We start from the raw sequence: 19315 nt of genomic DNA, 5'->3' as shown, positions 1-19315 counted from the left end.
GTGATTGATAAATCCGCCTTTGTGCATCCAACCGCCATTGTGGAAGAGGGCGCGTCGATTGGTGCCAACGTTCACATTGGTCCTTTTTGTATCGTTGGACCCCATGTTGAAATTGGTGAGGGGACCGTACTGAAATCTCACGTTGTCGTGAATGGCCATACTAAAATTGGTCGCGACAATGAGGTTTATCAGTTCGCCTCCATCGGCGAAGTTAACCAGGATCTGAAATATGCTGGTGAACCGACCCGTGTGGAAATCGGCGATCGTAACCGCATTCGCGAAAGCGTCACCATTCATCGTGGCACAGTCCAGGGCGGTGGATTGACGAAGGTGGGCAGCGACAACTTACTGATGATCAATGCGCACATTGCGCACGATTGTACGGTAGGTAACCGCTGTATTCTCGCCAACAACGCAACGCTGGCGGGGCACGTATCGGTAGATGACTTCGCGATCATCGGCGGCATGACCGCAGTCCATCAGTTCTGCATCATTGGTGCGCACGTGATGGTTGGCGGTTGCTCCGGTGTGGCGCAGGACGTCCCCCCTTATGTCATTGCGCAGGGTAACCACGCAACGCCGTTCGGTGTCAACATCGAAGGGCTGAAGCGTCGCGGTTTTAACCGTGAGGCGATTACTGCTATCCGCAATGCGTATAAGCTGATTTATCGCAGCGGTAAAACGCTCGATGAAGTGAAACCGGAAATTGCTGAACTGGCGGAAACTTATCCGGAAGTGAAAGCGTTTACCGATTTCTTTGCACGCTCAACGCGCGGTCTGATTCGTTAATGGCTGAACAGCGTCCATTAACGATTGCCCTGGTCGCCGGAGAAACCTCCGGCGATATCCTGGGGGCCGGTTTAATCCGCGCTCTGAAAGAACGTGTGCCCAACGCCCGCTTTGTTGGTGTTGCCGGGCCACGAATGCAGGCTGAAGGCTGCGAAGCCTGGTACGAAATGGAAGAACTGGCGGTGATGGGCATTGTTGAAGTGCTCGGTCGTCTGCGTCGCTTACTGCATATTCGTGCCGATCTGACAAAGCGTTTTGGCGAACTGAAACCAGATGTTTTTGTTGGTATTGATGCGCCTGACTTCAATATTACTCTTGAAGGTAACCTCAAAAAGCAGGGTATCAAAACCATTCATTACGTCAGTCCGTCCGTGTGGGCGTGGCGACAGAAACGCGTTTTCAAAATAGGCAGAGCCACCGATCTGGTGCTCGCATTTCTGCCTTTCGAAAAAGCGTTTTATGACAAATACAACGTACCGTGCCGCTTTATCGGTCATACCATGGCTGATGCCATGCCGTTAGATCCAGATAAAAATGGTGCCCGTGATGTGCTGGGGATCCCCCACGATGCCCACTGCCTGGCGTTGCTGCCTGGCAGTCGTGGCGCGGAAGTTGAGATGCTTAGTGCCGATTTCCTGAAAACGGCTCAGCTTTTGCGCCAGACATATCCCGATCTTGAGATTGTGGTGCCGCTGGTGAATGCCAAACGCCGCGAGCAGTTTGAACGCATCAAAGCTGAAGTTGCGCCAGACCTTGCTGTTCATCTCTTAGATGGATTGGGGCGTGAGGCGATGGTGGCAAGCGATGCGGCGCTACTGGCGTCGGGTACGGCAGCACTGGAGTGTATGCTGGCGAAATGCCCGATGGTGGTGGGATATCGCATGAAGCCTTTCACCTTCTGGCTGGCGAAGCGACTGGTGAAAACTGATTATGTCTCTCTACCCAATTTGCTGGCGGGCAGAGAGTTAGTCAAAGAGTTATTGCAGGAAGAGTGTGAGCCGCAAAAACTGGCAGAGGCGTTGTTACCGCTGTTGGCGAACGGGAAAACCAGCCACGCGATGCACGACACCTTCCGCGAACTGCATCAGCAGATCCGCTGCAATGCCGATGAGCAGGCGGCACAAGCCGTTCTGGAGTTAGCACAATGATCGAATTTGTTTATCCGCACACGCAGCTTGTTGCGGGTGTGGATGAAGTCGGGCGCGGGCCGTTAGTTGGCGCGGTTGTCACCGCTGCAGTGATTCTCGACCCGGCGCGTCCGATTGTCGGGCTGAATGATTCCAAAAAGCTGAGCGAAAAACGCCGTCTGGCGTTGTATGAAGAGATTAAAGAGAAAGCGTTAAGCTGGAGTCTGGGTCGCGCTGAACCTCATGAAATCGACGAACTGAATATTCTACACGCGACCATGCTGGCGATGCAGCGTGCGGTTGCGGGGCTGCATATCGTCCCGGAATATGTGTTGATTGATGGTAACCGCTGTCCGAAATTACCGATGCCTTCGATGGCAGTGGTGAAAGGCGACAGCCGCGTGCCGGAAATCAGTGCGGCGTCTATTCTGGCGAAAGTCACGCGCGACGCTGAAATGGCGGCGCTGGACATCGTTTATCCACAATATGGCTTTGCCCAACACAAAGGGTATCCAACCGCTTTTCATCTTGAAAAACTGGCTGAACACGGCGCGACCGAACACCATCGGCGCAGCTTTGGCCCTGTCAAACGCGCACTGGGACTTGCGTCCTGATTCTTGTGTCGAGATTAAGTAAACCGGAATCTGAAGATGTCTGAACCACGTTTCGTACACCTGCGGGTGCACAGCGACTACTCGATGATCGATGGCCTGGCCAAAACCGCACCGCTGGTAAAAAAGGCGGCGGCGTTGGGTATGCCAGCACTGGCGATCACCGATTTCACCAACCTTTGCGGTCTGGTGAAGTTCTACGGAGCGGGACATGGCGCGGGGATTAAGCCCATCGTCGGGGCGGATTTTAATGTCCAGTGCGACCTGTTGGGGGATGAGTTAACTCACCTGACGGTACTGGCGGCGAACAATACCGGCTATCAGAATCTGACGTTGCTGATCTCAAAAGCGTATCAGCGCGGGTACGGTGCTGCCGGGCCGATCATCGATCGCGACTGGCTAATCGAATTAAACGAAGGGCTGATCCTCCTTTCCGGTGGGCGCATGGGCGATGTCGGACGCAGCCTTTTGCGTGGTAACAGCACGCTGGTAGATGAGTGCGTTGCGTTTTATGAAGAACACTTCCCGGATCGCTATTTTCTCGAACTGATCCGCACCGGCAGGCCGGACGAAGAAAGCTATCTGCACGCGGCGGTAGAACTGGCGGAAGCGCGCGGTTTGCCCGTCGTGGCGACCAACGACGTGCGCTTTATCGACAGCAGCGACTTTGACGCGCATGAAATCCGCGTCGCTATCCACGACGGCTTTACCCTGGATGATCCTAAACGCCCGCGTAACTATTCGCCGCAGCAATATATGCGTAGCGAAGAGGAGATGTGCGAGCTGTTTGCCGACATCCCCGAAGCCCTTGCTAACACCGTTGAGATCGCCAAACGCTGTAACGTAACTGTGCGTCTTGGTGAATACTTCCTGCCACAGTTCCCGACCGGGGACATGAGCACCGAAGATTATCTGGTCAAGCGCGCAAAAGAAGGGCTGGAAGAGCGCCTGGCATTTTTATTCCCTGACGAGGAAGAGCGTCTTAAGCGTCGCCCGGAATATGACGAACGTCTGGATACTGAACTTCAGGTTATCAACCAGATGGGCTTCCCCGGCTACTTCCTCATCGTTATGGAATTTATCCAGTGGTCGAAAGATAACGGCGTACCGGTAGGGCCAGGCCGTGGCTCCGGTGCGGGTTCACTGGTGGCTTATGCGCTGAAAATCACCGACCTCGATCCACTGGAATTTGACCTGCTGTTCGAACGTTTCCTTAACCCGGAACGTGTCTCCATGCCTGACTTTGACGTTGACTTCTGTATGGAGAAACGCGACCAGGTTATCGAACACGTGGCGGACATGTATGGTCGTGATGCGGTATCGCAGATCATCACCTTCGGTACGATGGCGGCAAAAGCGGTGATCCGCGACGTAGGTCGCGTGCTAGGGCATCCATATGGCTTTGTCGATCGTATCTCGAAACTGATCCCGCCCGATCCGGGGATGACGCTGGCGAAAGCGTTTGAAGCTGAACCGCAACTGCCAGAAATCTACGAAGCGGATGAAGAAGTTAAGGCGCTCATCGACATGGCGCGCAAGCTGGAAGGGGTCACCCGTAACGCTGGTAAACACGCCGGTGGGGTGGTTATCGCGCCGACCAAAATTACCGATTTTGCGCCGCTTTATTGCGATGAAGAGGGCAAACATCCAGTCACTCAATTTGATAAAAGCGACGTTGAATACGCCGGGCTGGTGAAGTTCGACTTCCTTGGTTTGCGTACGCTCACCATCATCAACTGGGCGCTGGAGATGATCAACAAGCGGCGAGCGAAGAATGGCGAGCCGCCGCTGGATATCGCTGCGATCCCGCTGGATGACAAGAAAAGTTTTGACATGCTGCAACGCTCGGAAACCACGGCGGTATTCCAGCTTGAATCGCGCGGCATGAAGGACCTGATCAAGCGTCTGCAACCTGACTGCTTCGAAGATATGATAGCCCTGGTGGCACTGTTCCGTCCGGGGCCGTTGCAATCAGGGATGGTGGATAACTTTATCGACCGTAAACATGGTCGCGAAGAGATCTCCTATCCGGACGTGCAGTGGCAGCATGAAAGCCTGAAACCGGTACTTGAGCCAACCTACGGCATTATCCTGTATCAGGAACAGGTCATGCAGATTGCCCAGGTACTTTCTGGTTATACTCTCGGCGGCGCGGATATGCTGCGTCGTGCAATGGGTAAGAAAAAGCCGGAAGAGATGGCCAAGCAGCGTTCTGTATTTGCTGAAGGTGCAGAAAAGAACGGGATCAACGCCGAACTGGCGATGAAAATCTTCGACCTGGTGGAGAAATTCGCCGGTTACGGATTTAACAAATCGCACTCCGCAGCCTATGCTTTGGTGTCATATCAAACGTTATGGCTGAAGGCGCACTATCCGGCGGAGTTTATGGCGGCGGTAATGACCGCCGATATGGACAACACCGAGAAGGTGGTTGGCCTGGTGGATGAGTGCTGGCGGATGGGGCTGAAAATCCTGCCGCCGGATATAAACTCCGGTCTTTACCATTTCCACGTCAACGACGACGGCGAAATCGTGTATGGTATTGGCGCCATCAAAGGGGTAGGTGAGGGGCCAATTGAGGCAATCATCGAAGCCCGAAATAAAGGTGGTTACTTCCGCGAGCTTTTTGATCTCTGCGCCCGTACCGACACGAAAAAGTTGAACCGGCGGGTGCTGGAAAAACTGATCATGTCCGGGGCGTTTGACCGTCTGGGGCCACACCGTGCGGCGCTGATGAACTCGCTGGGCGATGCGTTAAAAGCGGCAGATCAACACGCGAAAGCAGAAGCCATCGGCCAGGCCGATATGTTTGGCGTACTGGCGGAAGAGCCTGAGCAAATTGAACAATCCTACGCCAGCTGCCAACCGTGGCCGGAGCAGGTGGTGTTAGATGGGGAACGTGAAACGTTAGGTCTGTACCTGACGGGACACCCTATCAACCAGTATTTAAAAGAGATTGAGCGTTATGTCGGAGGCGTAAGGCTGAAAGACATGCACCCGACAGAACGTGGTAAAGTCACCACGGCTGCGGGGCTCGTTATTGCCGCGCGGGTTATGGTCACCAAGCGCGGCAATCGTATCGGTATCTGCACGCTGGATGACCGTTCCGGGCGCCTGGAAGTCATGTTGTTTACTGACGCCCTGGATAAATACCAGCAATTGCTGGAAAAAGACCGCATACTTATCGTCAGCGGACAGGTCAGCTTTGATGACTTCAGCGGTGGGCTTAAAATGACCGCTCGCGAAGTGATGGATATTGACGAAGCCCGGGAAAAATATGCTCGCGGGCTTGCTATCTCGCTGACGGACAGGCAAATTGATGACCAGCTTTTAAACCGACTCCGTCAGTCTCTGGAACCCCACCGCTCTGGGACAATTCCAGTACATCTCTACTATCAGAGGGCGGATGCACGTGCGCGGTTGCGTTTTGGCGCGACGTGGCGTGTCTCTCCGAGCGATCGTTTATTAAACGATCTCCGTGGCCTCATTGGTTCGGAGCAGGTGGAACTGGAGTTTGACTAATACAGGAATACTATGAGTCTGAATTTCCTTGATTTTGAACAGCCGATTGCAGAGCTGGAAGCGAAAATCGATTCTCTGACTGCGGTTAGCCGCCAGGATGAGAAACTGGATATTAACATCGATGAAGAAGTGCATCGTCTGCGTGAAAAAAGCGTAGAACTGACGCGTAAAATCTTCGCCGATCTCGGTGCATGGCAAATTGCGCAACTGGCTCGCCATCCACAGCGTCCTTATACCCTGGATTACGTTCGCCTGGCATTTGATGAATTTGACGAACTGGCAGGTGACCGCGCGTATGCAGATGACAAAGCTATCGTCGGTGGCATCGCACGTCTTGATGGTCGTCCGGTGATGATTATTGGTCACCAGAAAGGTCGTGAAACCAAAGAGAAAATTCGCCGTAATTTTGGTATGCCAGCGCCAGAAGGTTACCGCAAAGCACTGCGTCTGATGCAAATGGCTGAACGCTTTAAGATGCCAATCATCACCTTTATCGACACACCGGGGGCATATCCGGGCGTGGGCGCAGAAGAGCGTGGTCAGTCAGAAGCCATCGCACGCAACCTGCGTGAGATGTCTCGCCTGAGCGTACCGACTATTTGTACCGTTATTGGTGAAGGTGGTTCTGGCGGCGCGCTGGCGATTGGCGTGGGCGATAAAGTGAATATGCTGCAATACAGCACCTATTCTGTTATCTCGCCGGAAGGTTGTGCGTCCATTCTGTGGAAGAGCGCCGATAAAGCGCCGCTGGCGGCTGAAGCGATGGGCATCATCGCTCCGCGTCTGAAAGAACTGAAATTGATCGACTCCATCATCCCGGAACCGCTGGGCGGCGCTCACCGTAACCCGGAAGCGATGGCGGCGTCTTTGAAAGCGCAACTGCTGGCGGATCTGGCCGATCTCGACGTGTTAAGCACTGAAGATTTAAAAAATCGTCGTTATCAGCGCCTGATGAGCTACGGCTACGCGTAATCAGCAAATGTTCTGAAAAGGGTCACTTCGGTGACCTTTTTTGTATGTAGTTTATTTAGTCATATTATAAATACATTTAGATAATCTCACTTTCATTTTCCCCATCCCAAAAATTCTTGAACTCATGTTGATAACTCCGATTTCGGAGGCATATACCAATATACACAGTGGTTAAAAATAATATAAATTTATCAGGCTCATAGAATTTTTAAGGATAAAATATGAAAGCAATTTTAGGATTTGATCGTCTTCTTATGCCGCGTGTACTGGTGTTTTTTTACTGGCTGGCTATGGTGCTGACACTGATAGGCGGTGTCTTCTCTATATTTAGCGGAAACTTTCTCTTAGGGTTAGCTTATACCGTCATTGGTCTTATAAGCTGTCGTATGACTTTCGAATTAATTATGATAGCGTTTAAGAATAACGAATATTTGCGCCGCATTGCTGAGAGTGTTAGCAAGAATAGCGCAGAGTAATCTCCCGTAAAACGCTTCACCAAACCGCATCTCAACCGCTATTACAGGCGTTTGAGATGTTGTTTTAAAGTCAGTGTAAATGTCTGATTCATCTTTCCTGCAATTTATGCGTATTATCAATATATCGCGATGCACGTGCGTATCATATCAATGCAGGAGATTCTATGTTGGGTTTAAAACAGGTTCACCATATTGCGATTATTGCGACGGATTATGCGGTGAGCAAAGCTTTCTACTGCGATATTCTCGGCTTCACGCTGCAAAGCGAAGTCTATCGTGAAGAGCGCGATTCGTGGAAAGGGGATTTGGCGCTTAACGGGCAATATGTGATTGAACTTTTCTCATTTCCGTTCCCGCCGGAGCGCCCCAGCCGACCGGAAGCCTGCGGCTTGCGGCATCTGGCGTTTAGTGTTGATGATATCGATGTGGCAGTGGCGCACCTTGAAAGCCATAACGTGAAGTGTGAAGCCATACGTGTCGATCCATACACGCAAAAACGGTTCACCTTCTTTAACGATCCTGACGGGCTGCCGCTGGAACTGTATGAGCAGTAAGGCTTGTCATTGCCGCATTTGCCCGGTAACGTGCCGGGCAACGACCTTGTAGATTTCCACCATCATGACACTCACGCTCAATAGACAACTTCTCACCTCCCGCCAGATTTTGGTGGCCTTTAGCGGCGGGCTTGACTCCACCGTTCTGCTGCATCAGTTGGTGCAGTGGCGGGCGGAAAATCCAGGCGTCACTCTACGCGCTATCCATGTGCATCACGGTTTAAGTGCCAATGCCGATGCCTGGGTTACGCATTGCGAGAACGTCTGCCAACAGTGGCTGGTGCCGCTGGTGGTCGAACGCGTACAACTTGCGCAAGAGGGGCTGGGGATTGAGGCCCAGGCGCGGCAGGCGCGTTATCAGGCATTTGCCCGCACCTTGTTGCCCGGTGAAGTGCTGGTCACCGCGCAACATCTCGACGATCAATGTGAAACTTTTCTGCTGGCGCTAAAACGCGGTAGCGGCCCTGCCGGGCTTTCGGCTATGGCGGAAGTTTCGGAGTTTGCCGGAACACGGCTTATCCGCCCGTTGCTTGCCCGCACGCGGGGGGAACTGGAGCAGTGGGCATTGGCGCATGATTTACGCTGGATTGAAGACGAAAGTAATCAGGACGACTCATACGATCGTAACTTCCTGCGTCTGCGCGTGGTGCCGTTATTGCAGCAGCGTTGGCCGCATTTTACCGAAGCAACGGCTCGCAGCGCCGCACTTTGCGCTGAACAAGAGAGCCTGTTAGATGAACTGCTGGCGGATGATTTAGCGCACTGTCAAACGCCGCAGGGGACGTTGCAGATTGCGCCAATGATGACGATGAGCGACGCCCGTCGAGCGGCGATTATCCGCCGCTGGCTGGCAGGGCAGAATGCTCCGATGCCTTCCCGAGATGCGATGGTGCGCATCTGGCAAGAAGTGGCGCTGGCGCGGGAAGATGCTTCTCCTTGCTTGCGATTTGGTGCGTTTGAAATACGTCGCTATCAGTCGCAATTGTGGTGGATTAAATCCGTTGCCGGACAAAGCGAAACGGTTGTGCCGTGGCAGGCGTGGCAACAGCCGCTGGAATTACCGGCAAGTCTGGGTAGTGTGCAACTTATTGCGGGTGGAGATATTCGCCCTCTGCGTGCAGGCGAAGCGGTCAGCGTGCGTTTTAAAGCGCCAGGATTGCTGCATATTGTCGGGCGCAACGGTGGGCGCAAGCTAAAGAAAATCTGGCAGGAGCTGGGCGTGCCGCCGTGGCTACGTGACACCACGCCACTACTGTTTTATGGCGAAACGCTGATTGCGGCGGCGGGGATTTTTGTGACGCAAGACGGTGTGGCTGAAGATGAGAATGGCGTAAGTTTTGTCTGGCAGAGAAACGCTTAGTTAAGTGAAAGCCGGATAAGACGTATCAAACGTCGCATCCGGCAAAAGTGAATCAGGACTCGCTCACCACCACCGTACCGATTTCCGGATGGCTAAAGCTGGTAATTTTATCCAGACGTAGCTCGCGGGTTTCTCCAGCGGCTTCGACGACCAGATACTCCACATTTTTGCGGGAGACTAAATCGCTGGCCTTCCCCTGCAATTTTTCGCCATCTTTCATCTCAAGTGTCAGCATTAAATGATGCTGGCAGGCGAGCTCAAGATTATCGTAATCATCACAATTGATTGGTTGATACGTATCATTCATTGACATAATCGCTCACCAGTAAGTTTGCCGCAGCGTATGCTGCTTTTTCCCTGACAGCCTCAGAAAGGGCGTCGTCGGCAGCCATTTCATTCAGCACTTTCAAAACGCAGCCCAGCGCGTCCGGAACGTATCCTAAGTCTCCGCTGGCGATTTCCGCGTACCGCTTGCGTATTAACTCACAATATTTTTCCACATGCCCTCCTGTCAGCATTCTGACTTAACCGTGGATGCAAGTCTAAGCCTACGAAGATAAACTCTGTTTCGCAAGGTGACTATACCACACTCATTTCTGCAATATCAGCGCCGCAACTGCACGTATTCCGTTACAATGGCCTCCTGATTCGAAAGGAGTTTTCTTATGGCGCTTAAAGCGACAATTTATAAAGCGACGGTTAATGTGGCCGATCTCGACCGCAACCAGTTTCTCGATGCCTCTCTGACGCTGGCGCGCCATCCTTCAGAAACCCAGGAGCGTATGATGCTGCGCCTGCTGGCGTGGCTGAAATATGCCGATGAACGTCTGCAATTTACCCGTGGCTTGTGTGCCGATGATGAGCCGGAAGCGTGGCTGCGTAACGATCACCTGGGCATTGATTTGTGGATTGAGCTGGGGCTGCCGGATGAGCGGCGGGTTAAGAAAGCCTGCACCCAGGCCGCAGAAGTGGCGCTGTTTGCCTATAATAGTCGGGCGGCGCAAATCTGGTGGCAGCAAAATCAGAGCAAATGCGCGCAGTTTGCCAATCTTTCCGTCTGGTATCTGGATGACGAGCAACTGGCGAAAGTAAGCGCCTTTGCCGATCGTACCATGACGCTGCAGGCAACAATTCAGGATGGCGTGATCTGGTTATCGGATGATAAGAATAATCTGGAAGTGAACTTAACCGCCTGGCAACAACCTTCATGATTGTGATTTCCCGACATGTTGCTATTCCCGATGGTGAGCTTGAGATCACCGCCATTCGTGCGCAGGGCGCGGGCGGGCAGCATGTTAATAAGACCTCAACGGCTATTCATCTGCGTTTTGACATTCGGGCGTCCAGCCTGCCAGAGTATTACAAAGAGCGCCTGCTCGCCGCCAGCCATCATCTGATTAGCAGCGATGGGGTGATAGTCATTAAGGCACAGGAATACCGCAGCCAGGAGCTGAACCGCGAAGCGGCGCTGGCCCGGCTGGTGACAGTGATTAAAGAATTAACAACAGAACAAAAAGCCCGGCGACCGACACGACCTACCCGCGCATCGAAAGAGCGCAGGTTGGCATCGAAAGCACAAAAATCAAGCGTGAAGGCGATGCGTGGCAAAGTGCGCAGCGGTCGGGAATAAAAAGAAGGAATGGATGGTGAAAAAAGCGATTGTGACAGCGATGGCTGTAATCAGCCTCTTTACACTGATGGGATGTAATAATCGGGCCGAAGTCGATACGCTTTCCCCGGCGCAGGCTGCCGAACTGAAACCGATGCCGCAAAGTTGGCGCGGCGTGCTGCCGTGTGCCGATTGCGAAGGAATCGAAACCTCTCTGTTCCTCGAAAAAGACGGAACATGGGTGATGAATGAGCGTTATCTGGGTGCGCGCGAAGAGCCTTCATCCTTCGCTTCCTACGGTACATGGGCGCGAACCGCTGACAAGCTGGTATTAACCGACAGCAAAGGTGAAAAGTCATATTATCGGGCGAAAGGGGATGCGCTGGAGATGCTCGATCGTGAAGGTAATCCAATTGAGTCGCAGTTCAACTACACGCTGGAACCTGCAAAGTCCAGCCTCCCCATGACACCGATGACTCTGCGTGGCATGTATTTTTATATGGCTGATGCGGCGACCTTTACTGATTGCGCGACCGGAAAACGTTTCATGGTGGCGAATAACGCAGAGCTGGAACGTGGCTACCTGGCTGCTCGCGGTAACAGTGAAAAACCCGTGTTACTGTCTGTAGAAGGTCACTTTACGCTTGAGGCTAACCCGGATACCGGTGCGCCGACCAAAGTATTAGCGCCCGATACGGCAGGGAAATTTTACCCAAACCAGGATTGCAGTAGTTTGGGGCAGTAATTGAAAGCCGGAGCATTCTCCGGCTTTCATCACTGAGTCAGCCCAACAAAGCGACCCGCCTTGATATAAATCCCAGGCTTCAGGTGTCCAACATACTGTAACTGCGTTTCTGGCTTAAAGGCAGAGACATCGCCAGTACGCATATGCATCAGATCGGCAGGGCTAATCCAGCCCGATTGCGCCAGCGTAAGCGGATGCCCGGCTTTGGCAAATGCATCAGTGACAAATTCCGAACAAAACCACGACTTTTTGTCTCCTTCGCCCACACTGCTTAACTGCGCTTTCGCCAGCCCGCTGACGCACTGTTGGCGAAAATCCTCGGAGAACGGATTCAGTGAGCACATCTGGCGGGTCACCATAAACGGAATGAACTCGACAATGCCACGATAGTTGTAACCGCTGTCTTTGATTTTATTGGCGAAAGCGGTGATTTCTGTGGCTTGTTGCGGGGTAAGATCCGGGACTCGTAAGACGAAAAGCTTATCACTGTGCTTCATGGCTTTTTTAAGGGGAACAATCTGGACGCCATCTCCAGTCGCTTCTGCAACGTTATTTTCACCCAAATATATTGCAACGTGACTTACAGAGGAAGTGCTGAAGACGCGGATACCAAATGAGGTTACCCCAAGGCTTGAGGAGAACAGCAAATCGCCGGGTTTGAGATCAGGTTCGGTTATTTCTTTTATTGATCGTTCGGTGAAAGAGCTTTGATGCTGGAATTTGACTGCCCATGTTTTCGCCTCGGCATCCACCGCTGTTGCTGATGAGTCTGGCTGGCTGATATCAACGGTACAGGCCGAAAGTAAAAGAAAGCAGGGGAGAAGCAGGCGGCAGTACGCCTTTGGTTTATCCATTTTATACAATCCATGTAAAAAAGGGCCCTGAAATTCAGGACCCTTTCTGGCATCAGCCTTTAATCTGTTTCACCAGATATTCGACGATGTCACCAGTCTTAATTAACTGTTTCTCGCCGTTACGACGATATTTGTATTCGATATCGTCGTTGTCGAGGTTACGGTCGCCAAGCACAATAGTGTGCGGAATACCGATCAGTTCCATATCAGCAAACATCACGCCCGGACGCTCTTTACGGTCATCCAGCAGCACTTCGATGCCCTGCGCGCGCAGTTCGCTGTACAGTTTCTCAGCAAGCTCCTGTACGCGGAAGGATTTGTGCATGTTCATCGGCAGAATTGCGACCTGGAACGGCGCGATAGCGTCAGGCCATACGATGCCGCGTTCGTCGTAGTTCTGCTCAATTGCCGCAGCGACTACGCGTGTTACCCCGATACCGTAGCAACCCATAGTTAGAATTTGGTTACGCCCATCTTCGCCCTGTACGGAGGCTTTCAGTGCTTCGGAGTACTTGGTACCCAGCTGGAAGATGTGACCGACTTCGATACCACGTTTGATCAGCAGCGTACCCTGACCATCCGGGCTTGGATCGCCAGCCACTACATTACGAATATCAGCAACTTCCGGGGTAGCAACATCGCGATCCCAGTTGATACCGAAGTAGTGTTTGCCATCAATGTTAGCACCGGCAGCAAAATCACTCATCGCCGCAACGGTACGGTCAATCACCACCGGAATCGGCATGTTTACCGGACCCAGTGAACCCGGACCGGCTTTAACCACGGCACGAATTTCTTCTTCGGTCGCGAAAGTCAGCGGGCTGGCAACCTGTGGCAGTTTTTCTGCTTTAACTTCGTTCAGCTCATGGTCACCACGCACCAGCAGCGCAACCAGCGGGAAGCTACTGCCTTCAACCGCTTTAACCAACAGAGTCTTAACCGTTTTCTCAATCGGCAGATTGAACTGTTCAACCAGTTCAGCGATGGTTTTCGCGTTAGGCGTATCAACCAGCGTCATTTCCTGGGTAGCAGCAGCGCGCGGTTCTTTCGGCGCGATAGCTTCTGCCAGTTCAATGTTCGCTGCATAGTCAGAGGTATCGGAGAAGACCACATCGTCTTCACCGCTCTGCGCCAGCACCTGGAATTCGTGAGAGGCGCTGCCGCCGATAGAACCGGTGTCGGCCTGTACGGCGCGGAAATCCAGCCCCATGCGGCTGAAGATTTTGCTGTAGGCCGCATACATTGCATCGTAGGTTTCCTGCAGGGATTCCTGAGAAGTGTGGAAAGAGTAAGCATCTTTCATCAGGAATTCGCGGGAACGCATGACGCCGAAACGCGGACGCACTTCGTCGCGGAACTTGGTCTGGATCTGATAGAAGTTCAGCGGCAGCTGTTTGTAAGAGCTAAGCTCGTTACGAATCAGGTCAGTGATAACTTCTTCATGAGTTGGGCCGAGTACGAACGGACGCTCGCCACGGTCAACAAAACGCAGCAGTTCCGGACCGTACTGTTCCCAACGACCACTCTCTTGCCACAAATCGGCTGGCTGAACCACCGGCATCGACACCTCGATCGCACCGGCGTTGTTCATCTCTTCACGCACGATGTTTTCGACTTTTTTCAGAACGCGCACGCCGGTCGGCAGCCAGGTATATAACCCGGAGGCCAGCTTGCGGATCATCCCGGCGCGTAGCATCAGCTGATGGCTGATCACCTCGGCGTCGGCAGGTGTCTCCTTGAGAGTGGAGAGCAGGTATTGGCTAGTACGCATGTTGTTACGGTTCCAGTTGGAAGGTAGAACAGGCTCAAGGTGAGCCTGGGACAAAAAAAGTGATTTAGTTTACCAGTGCAGGAGAAATGTCAAAAGAGAAGGGCGTGAATTTAACGCGGTTCCAGCGCAAAGACTTCAAAACCTGCGTCGGTGACGCGCCAGCGAACATTAAAATCATGCAGCCAGACGGCATAGGTTTTGCCCGTTTCCTCACCTTTACGATAGGCCGGACGCGGATCCTGCGCCAGTACTTCGCGGATAAACAGCGTTAACTGCGGATAACGCTTCTCCAGTATCAATAGTTGCTTTTCAACATCTGCGGTAAAGGTCACAGACATCTCTGCCGATGGCGCACTTTGCGCATAGCTGGCACTGGCATCGGGAAGCGATTCGGCAAAGGGGAGATACGGTTTGATATCCACCACTGGCGTACCATCAACCAGATCCAGGCTACCGAGCTTCAGAATCACGCTGTCTTTATGGCAAACAACCTCTTTCAGCTCTACCAGCGACATACCAATCGGGTTAGGGCGGAAAGTAGAGCGTGTGGCGAAAACGCCCATTCTGGCGTTACCGCCGAGGCGCGGAGGGCGTACAGTCGGACGCCAGCCGCCTTCCATCGTTTGATGAAAGACGAAAAGGATCCATAAATGGCTGAATGCTTCCAGGCCGCGCACGGCGTCGGCCTGGTTGTAGGGAGCAATGAGATGCAGTTCGCCGTTGACGCTTTTTACCAGACCTGGCTGGCGCGGAACGGCGAATTTTTCTTTATAGGGCGATCGAATAACGCCTATTTGCTCGAACTGGAAACTGCTCATTTCGCCGTAATGTTAAGCGCAGAACCGATACATACAGCCTGACGGTAGCAGCCTGGCGTACCGCTGGTGACTTCACAGCTATGCAGTAAAACAGCATTGGCTTTCATTTTAGAGGCGTTGATTTGCATCCGCTTACGCGCGGTTGGAATGCTCGGTGGAGAGTCCTGATTAGAGGCCTGGCAAGAGTCGCCACTGACTTCACCGAGATCGCGGAACGGTTTGCCGACTAATTCTTCTGCATTAGTATAAATTCGGACCGGCGTGGCGCGCGGTGCTTTCGGTTTTGCAGGCTCCGCTTTCGGCTGGGGTGCAGTGCTTTGAACGGGTTCGACAGGGGATCTGCTTAACATGGAACAGCCGCTTAGCATGAGTGCTACTAAACAGATCGGTAAAGCACGCATAGTATTTCCTCAATGTATGATCAAAACGTCAATATTGAATCAGGCGCTTGTAAAAATGACAAGACGGGCAAGCGCCCGTCCTGAATGATATTACAAATTGTGGAAACAGCCTAAATATTACCAGCCTTTAACAGCGCCGCCGTTAAACACTTTGTTTGCCGCTTCGTACACTTCATCAGATTGATAAGCCTGGACGAATTTCTTCACGTTCTCTGCGTCTTTGTTGTCTTCACGAGTTACGATCAGGTTAACGTACGGGGACTCTTTGTCTTCTACAAAGATGCCGTCTTTCGCCGGAGTCAGGCCAATCTGGCTGGCATAGGTGGTGTTGATAACTGCCAGAGCGATTTGCGCGTCGTCCAGAGAGCGCGGCAGCTGCGGTGCTTCCAGTTCAACAATTTTCAGGTTTTTTGGGTTCTCAACAACATCAAGAACAGTCGGCAGCAGGCCAACGCCATCTTTCAGTTTGATCAAGCCCACTTTTTGCAGCAGCAGCAGTGAACGACCGAGGTTAGTCGGATCGTTTGGTACTGCAACCTGCGAACCATCTTGCAGTTCATCCAGCGATTTGATTTTCTTGGAGTAACCAGCAATCGGATAAACAAAAGTATTGCCTACTGCGACCAGTTTGTAGCCACGATCTTTCAGCTGCTGATCAAGGTACGGTTTGTGCTGGAAAGCGTTAGCGTCGATATCGCCTTTGCTCAATGCTTCGTTTGGCAGAACATAGTCGTTGAAGGTTACCAGCTCAACGTCCAGGCCATATTTGTCTTTCGCGACTTTCTGCGCGACTTCTGCAACCTGCTGTTCGGCACCGACAATCACGCCGACTTTAATGTGGTTCGGATCTTTTTCATCCTGGCCGCAGCCTACCAGTGCCAGTGATCCAATCAGGGCTCCCACTGCCGCAAAGGTTTTGAATTTGAACGCCATACCTTATTCCTTCTTCAATTATTTATGTTGTGTTGAACGTTACTTGCGAGTGACAGCCCGGACGATGCGGTCGCCTGCGAACTGAATTAAATAAACCAGAATGACCAGCAATACCAGTACCGTATTCATCACCGTCGCGTTATAGCCGATGTAGCCATACTGATAGCCAATCTGACCTAAACCACCGGCACCGACTGCACCACCCATCGCGGAATAACCGACCAGGGTAATCAGGGTGATAGTTGCCGCATTCACCAGACCCGGCAGCGCTTCCGGTAACAGCACCTTACGGACGATCTGCATCGGCGTGGCACCCATTGCGCGGGAAGCTTCAATTAACCCAGTTGGGATCTCCAGCAGAGCGTTCTCGACCATACGGGCAATAAACGGTGCTGCACCAACGGTTAACGGAACAATCGCTGCCTGCAAACCAATCGATGTACCGACAATAACGCGGGTAAACGGAATCATCCATACCAGCAAGATAATGAACGGGATGGAGCGGAAAATGTTCACAATCGCAGAAACAGTACGGTAAAGCTTCGCGTTAGCAATAATTTGCCCCGGACGCGTGACATAAAGCAGGACGCCAACCGGCAGACCAATCACAAAGCCAAAAAAACCGGATACGAAGGTCATTGCCAGCGTTTCCCATACGCCACGAACCAGCAGCCACATCATCGGCTCAGACATAACCCAGTACCTCTACTTTTACATGGTGTTCTTGCAGCCAGGCAATAGCGGCTTGCGTATCTTGTTGTGTGCCGTGCATTTCGGTCAGCATGATGCCGAACTTAACACCACCGGCGTAATCCATCTGCGCGCTAATAATGTTGTTGTTGACATTGAAACGACGCGCGGTTTCAGAAAGCAGCGGGGCATCAACCGACTGGCCGGTAAACTCAAGGCGCAGCATCGGCACACAGTCAGTAAATGGCTCCGCTTGCAGACGTTCCTGATAATCTTCCGGGATATCCAGATGCAGGGTTGACTGAATAAACTTCTGCGCCAGCGGCGTTTTCGGATGCGAGAACACTTCGCTTACCGTGTCTTGCTCGATCAGTTCGCCATTGCTGATGACTGCCACACAATCACAAATGCGCTTCACAACGTCCATTTCGTGGGTGATCAACAGAATCGTCAAACCCAGACGGCGGTTGATGTCTTTTAGTAGTTCGAGAATAGAACGCGTGGTTGCCGGGTCCAGCGCGCTGGTGGCTTCATCGCACAGCAATACTTTGGGATTGCTGGCTAATGCACGGGCAATCGCCACACGTTGTTTCTGCCCACCGGAAAGATTCGACGGGTAGCTATCATGCTTATCGCCAAGACCAACCAATGACAGCAATTCCGTCACGCGACGTTTGATCTCGTCTTTCGGTGTATTGTCCAGCTCCAGCGGCAGAGCCACGTTGCCAAAAACAGTACGCGAAGAGAGCAGGTTAAAATGCTGGAAAATCATACCAATCTGGCGGCGAGCTTTAGTCAGCTCGGATTCTGACAACGTAGTCAGTTCCTGGCCATCGACCAGCACGCTACCCTCGGTTGGGCGCTCCAGCAGGTTTACACAACGTATAAGCGTACTCTTACCCGCGCCTGAGGCACCGATAACGCCATAAATTTGTCCAGCTGGCACATGCAGGCTGACGTTGTTCAACGCCTGGATGGTGCGGGTGCCCTGGTGGAACACTTTGGTGATATTCGAAAGTTTTATCATTGATTATTTATTATCGTCATTAAGTTAGTCGTGGCATTTCGAATGCCTGGAACGGGCAACGCCGTCAATGAAATGGATGTTAAGGCATCCAGACGTCTAAATCAATCAGGTTTATGCGAAGAGCACTTTCTTGCTGGTCGAAACATGCGATACTAGCGTCACATGCCTTATTAAGGAGCTATAAAAGGTGGCGAAGAGCGTACCCGCAATTTTTCTTGACCGTGATGGCACCATTAATGTCGATCACGGCTATGTCCATGAGATCGACAACTTTGAATTTATCGATGGTGTTATTGACGCCATGCGCGAGCTAAAAAAAATGGGCTTTGCGCTGGTGGTAGTAACCAACCAGTCTGGCATTGCTCGCGGTAAATTTACTGAAGCACAGTTTGAAACGCTGACCGAGTGGATGGACTGGTCGCTGGCGGACCGCGATGTCGATCTGGATGGCATCTATTATTGCCCGCATCATCCGCAGGGTAGTGTTGAAGAGTTTCGCCAGGTCTGCGATTGCCGTAAACCACATCCGGGGATGCTTTTGTCCGCACGCGATTATTTGCATATTGATATGGCCGCTTCTTATATGGTGGGCGATAAATTAGAAGATATGCAGGCAGCGGCTGCGGCGAACGTGGGAACAAAAGTGCTGGTGCGTACGGGTAAACCTATTACGCCTGAAGCAGAAAACGCGGCGGATTGGGTGTTAAATAGCCTGGCAGACCTGCCGCAAGCGATAAAAAAGCAGCAAAAACCGGCGTAATGATTAAAAGATGAGCGGTTGAAATAAAAATGCATTTTTCCGCTTGTCTTCCTGAAACGACTCCCTATAATGCGCCTCCATCGACACGGCGGATGTGAATCACTTCACACAAACAGCCAGTTCGGTTAAAGAGAAAAATCCTGAAATTCAGGGTTGACTCTGAAAGAGGAAAGCGTAATATACGCCACCTCGCGACAGTGAGCTGAAAGCCGCGTCGCAACTGCTCTTTAACAATTTATCAGACAATCTGTGTGGGCACTCGAAGATACGGATTCTTAACGTCGCAAGACGATAAA

21 protein-coding genes are annotated in these 19315 nt (G+C 52.2%); 12 read left to right on the top strand and 9 right to left on the bottom strand.

Annotated features, from left to right (window positions below; all coding sequences use genetic code 11):
* From lpxA to tilS, 8 genes are all read left to right on the top strand, one after another.
* Window positions 1–789, top strand: a complete 789-nt coding sequence (gene lpxA, locus A7Z29_RS08975; RefSeq protein ID WP_105290117.1) for an acyl-ACP--UDP-N-acetylglucosamine O-acyltransferase — start codon at window positions 1–3, stop codon at window positions 787–789.
* On the top strand, window positions 789–1937 hold the full coding sequence (gene lpxB / locus A7Z29_RS08970) for a lipid-A-disaccharide synthase (protein WP_105290116.1): 1149 nt from the start codon (window positions 789–791) through the stop codon (window positions 1935–1937). The genes lpxA and lpxB overlap by 1 nt, the downstream gene beginning before the upstream one ends.
* A complete protein-coding gene (gene rnhB / locus A7Z29_RS08965) occupies window positions 1934–2530 on the top strand; it encodes a ribonuclease HII (RefSeq protein WP_000569438.1) in 597 nt (198 codons plus the stop codon). The genes lpxB and rnhB overlap by 4 nt, the downstream gene beginning before the upstream one ends.
* A gap of 36 nt (window positions 2531–2566) precedes the next feature.
* Window positions 2567–6049: a DNA polymerase III subunit alpha gene (dnaE, locus tag A7Z29_RS08960; protein ID WP_001294794.1), complete on the top strand. Its 3483-nt coding sequence runs from the start codon at window positions 2567–2569 to the stop codon at window positions 6047–6049.
* Between the two features lie 12 nt (window positions 6050–6061).
* A complete protein-coding gene (accA, locus tag A7Z29_RS08955) occupies window positions 6062–7021 on the top strand; it encodes an acetyl-CoA carboxylase carboxyl transferase subunit alpha (RefSeq protein WP_000055746.1) in 960 nt (319 codons plus the stop codon).
* A gap of 221 nt (window positions 7022–7242) precedes the next feature.
* Window positions 7243–7497: a DUF4282 domain-containing protein gene (locus A7Z29_RS08950; RefSeq protein WP_000644313.1), complete on the top strand. Its 255-nt coding sequence runs from the start codon at window positions 7243–7245 to the stop codon at window positions 7495–7497.
* Window positions 7498–7661: 164 nt separating this feature from the next.
* A complete protein-coding gene (locus tag A7Z29_RS08945) occupies window positions 7662–8051 on the top strand; it encodes a VOC family protein (protein ID WP_105290115.1) in 390 nt (129 codons plus the stop codon).
* A 64-nt stretch (window positions 8052–8115) separates the two neighbouring features.
* Window positions 8116–9411 (top strand): tRNA lysidine(34) synthetase TilS, encoded by a 1296-nt coding sequence (tilS, locus tag A7Z29_RS08940; RefSeq protein WP_105290114.1) that lies wholly within the window; start codon window positions 8116–8118, stop codon window positions 9409–9411.
* Window positions 9412–9463: 52 nt separating this feature from the next.
* Here tilS and rof read toward each other — a convergent pair whose 3' ends face one another.
* Together rof and A7Z29_RS08930 are read right to left on the bottom strand one after the other, a co-directional pair.
* Complete coding sequence (gene rof / locus A7Z29_RS08935) at window positions 9464–9724, bottom strand: Rho-binding antiterminator (RefSeq protein ID WP_000062320.1); 261 nt, start codon at window positions 9722–9724, stop codon at window positions 9464–9466.
* Complete coding sequence (locus A7Z29_RS08930; RefSeq protein WP_000417058.1) at window positions 9711–9911, bottom strand: YaeP family protein; 201 nt, start codon at window positions 9909–9911, stop codon at window positions 9711–9713. The genes rof and A7Z29_RS08930 overlap by 14 nt, the downstream gene beginning before the upstream one ends.
* 165 nt (window positions 9912–10076) lie before the next feature.
* On the opposite strand from A7Z29_RS08930, the gene A7Z29_RS08925 reads away from it, so the two are divergent.
* The 3 genes from A7Z29_RS08925 to nlpE are packed head-to-tail and all read left to right on the top strand — an operon-like array spanning window position 10077 to window position 11765.
* The gene (locus A7Z29_RS08925) at window positions 10077–10622 is read left to right on the top strand and encodes a YaeQ family protein (protein ID WP_001185297.1); all 546 of its coding nucleotides are present in this window, start codon (window positions 10077–10079) and stop codon (window positions 10620–10622) included.
* Window positions 10619–11041, top strand: a complete 423-nt coding sequence (gene arfB / locus A7Z29_RS08920; RefSeq protein ID WP_000635553.1) for an alternative ribosome rescue aminoacyl-tRNA hydrolase ArfB — start codon at window positions 10619–10621, stop codon at window positions 11039–11041. The genes A7Z29_RS08925 and arfB overlap by 4 nt, the downstream gene beginning before the upstream one ends.
* 13 nt (window positions 11042–11054) lie before the next feature.
* Window positions 11055–11765 (top strand): envelope stress response activation lipoprotein NlpE, encoded by a 711-nt coding sequence (nlpE, locus tag A7Z29_RS08915; RefSeq protein WP_000239165.1) that lies wholly within the window; start codon window positions 11055–11057, stop codon window positions 11763–11765.
* 29 nt (window positions 11766–11794) lie between these two features.
* Here nlpE and A7Z29_RS08910 read toward each other — a convergent pair whose 3' ends face one another.
* From A7Z29_RS08910 to metN, 7 genes are all read right to left on the bottom strand, one after another.
* The gene (locus A7Z29_RS08910) at window positions 11795–12619 is read right to left on the bottom strand and encodes a YaeF family permuted papain-like enzyme (RefSeq protein ID WP_105290113.1); all 825 of its coding nucleotides are present in this window, start codon (window positions 12617–12619) and stop codon (window positions 11795–11797) included.
* A gap of 52 nt (window positions 12620–12671) precedes the next feature.
* Window positions 12672–14390: a proline--tRNA ligase gene (gene proS / locus A7Z29_RS08905; RefSeq protein ID WP_001260712.1), complete on the bottom strand. Its 1719-nt coding sequence runs from the start codon at window positions 14388–14390 to the stop codon at window positions 12672–12674.
* A 110-nt stretch (window positions 14391–14500) separates the two neighbouring features.
* Window positions 14501–15208 carry a tRNA (N6-threonylcarbamoyladenosine(37)-N6)-methyltransferase TrmO gene (tsaA, locus tag A7Z29_RS08900; protein ID WP_105290112.1) on the bottom strand — a complete coding sequence of 236 codons (708 nt, stop codon included), beginning with the start codon at window positions 15206–15208 and terminating at the stop codon, window positions 14501–14503.
* On the bottom strand, window positions 15205–15609 hold the full coding sequence (gene rcsF / locus A7Z29_RS08895; RefSeq protein WP_001202329.1) for an Rcs stress response system protein RcsF: 405 nt from the start codon (window positions 15607–15609) through the stop codon (window positions 15205–15207). The genes tsaA and rcsF overlap by 4 nt, the downstream gene beginning before the upstream one ends.
* 117 nt (window positions 15610–15726) lie before the next feature.
* Window positions 15727–16542, bottom strand: a complete 816-nt coding sequence (gene metQ, locus A7Z29_RS08890) for a methionine ABC transporter substrate-binding lipoprotein MetQ (protein WP_000874226.1) — start codon at window positions 16540–16542, stop codon at window positions 15727–15729.
* A 39-nt stretch (window positions 16543–16581) separates the two neighbouring features.
* Window positions 16582–17235, bottom strand: a complete 654-nt coding sequence (locus A7Z29_RS08885; RefSeq protein ID WP_001294600.1) for a methionine ABC transporter permease MetI — start codon at window positions 17233–17235, stop codon at window positions 16582–16584.
* Window positions 17228–18259: a methionine ABC transporter ATP-binding protein MetN gene (metN, locus tag A7Z29_RS08880; protein ID WP_000593994.1), complete on the bottom strand. Its 1032-nt coding sequence runs from the start codon at window positions 18257–18259 to the stop codon at window positions 17228–17230. Before metN ends, A7Z29_RS08885 begins: the two co-directional genes overlap by 8 nt.
* A 187-nt stretch (window positions 18260–18446) precedes the next feature.
* On the opposite strand from metN, the gene gmhB reads away from it, so the two are divergent.
* Entirely contained in the window at window positions 18447–19019 is a 573-nt protein-coding gene (gene gmhB / locus A7Z29_RS08875) for a D-glycero-beta-D-manno-heptose 1,7-bisphosphate 7-phosphatase (protein ID WP_001140174.1), read from the top strand.
* Window positions 19020–19315: the final 296 nt, after the last annotated feature.

The organism is Escherichia sp. MOD1-EC6842 (assembly GCF_002965705.1).
GTDB lineage: Bacteria > Pseudomonadota > Gammaproteobacteria > Enterobacterales > Enterobacteriaceae > Escherichia > Escherichia ruysiae.
The sequence above is the reverse complement of the archived record's forward strand: the minus strand, read 5'-3'. Positions and strand labels throughout refer to the sequence as shown.

What these genes read in the sequence shown, in the direction of transcription:
- tilS (WP_105290114.1), top strand. Translation starts at nt 8,116, where the DNA reads ATGACACTCACGCTCAATAGACAACTTCTCACCTCCCGCCAGATTTTG.
- rof (WP_000062320.1), bottom strand. Translation starts at nt 9,724, where the DNA reads ATGTCAATGAATGATACGTATCAACCAATCAATTGTGATGATTACGAT.
- lpxB (WP_105290116.1), top strand. Translation starts at nt 789, where the DNA reads ATGGCTGAACAGCGTCCATTAACGATTGCCCTGGTCGCCGGAGAAACC.
- A7Z29_RS08885 (WP_001294600.1), bottom strand. Translation starts at nt 17,235, where the DNA reads ATGTCTGAGCCGATGATGTGGCTGCTGGTTCGTGGCGTATGGGAAACG.
- A7Z29_RS08950 (WP_000644313.1), top strand. Translation starts at nt 7,243, where the DNA reads ATGAAAGCAATTTTAGGATTTGATCGTCTTCTTATGCCGCGTGTACTG.
- A7Z29_RS08910 (WP_105290113.1), bottom strand. Translation starts at nt 12,619, where the DNA reads ATGGATAAACCAAAGGCGTACTGCCGCCTGCTTCTCCCCTGCTTTCTT.
- tsaA (WP_105290112.1), bottom strand. Translation starts at nt 15,208, where the DNA reads ATGAGCAGTTTCCAGTTCGAGCAAATAGGCGTTATTCGATCGCCCTAT.
- metQ (WP_000874226.1), bottom strand. Translation starts at nt 16,542, where the DNA reads ATGGCGTTCAAATTCAAAACCTTTGCGGCAGTGGGAGCCCTGATTGGA.
- A7Z29_RS08925 (WP_001185297.1), top strand. Translation starts at nt 10,077, where the DNA reads ATGGCGCTTAAAGCGACAATTTATAAAGCGACGGTTAATGTGGCCGAT.
- rcsF (WP_001202329.1), bottom strand. Translation starts at nt 15,609, where the DNA reads ATGCGTGCTTTACCGATCTGTTTAGTAGCACTCATGCTAAGCGGCTGT.
- nlpE (WP_000239165.1), top strand. Translation starts at nt 11,055, where the DNA reads ATGGTGAAAAAAGCGATTGTGACAGCGATGGCTGTAATCAGCCTCTTT.
- metN (WP_000593994.1), bottom strand. Translation starts at nt 18,259, where the DNA reads ATGATAAAACTTTCGAATATCACCAAAGTGTTCCACCAGGGCACCCGC.
- A7Z29_RS08945 (WP_105290115.1), top strand. Translation starts at nt 7,662, where the DNA reads ATGTTGGGTTTAAAACAGGTTCACCATATTGCGATTATTGCGACGGAT.
- accA (WP_000055746.1), top strand. Translation starts at nt 6,062, where the DNA reads ATGAGTCTGAATTTCCTTGATTTTGAACAGCCGATTGCAGAGCTGGAA.
- rnhB (WP_000569438.1), top strand. Translation starts at nt 1,934, where the DNA reads ATGATCGAATTTGTTTATCCGCACACGCAGCTTGTTGCGGGTGTGGAT.
- proS (WP_001260712.1), bottom strand. Translation starts at nt 14,390, where the DNA reads ATGCGTACTAGCCAATACCTGCTCTCCACTCTCAAGGAGACACCTGCC.
- arfB (WP_000635553.1), top strand. Translation starts at nt 10,619, where the DNA reads ATGATTGTGATTTCCCGACATGTTGCTATTCCCGATGGTGAGCTTGAG.
- dnaE (WP_001294794.1), top strand. Translation starts at nt 2,567, where the DNA reads ATGTCTGAACCACGTTTCGTACACCTGCGGGTGCACAGCGACTACTCG.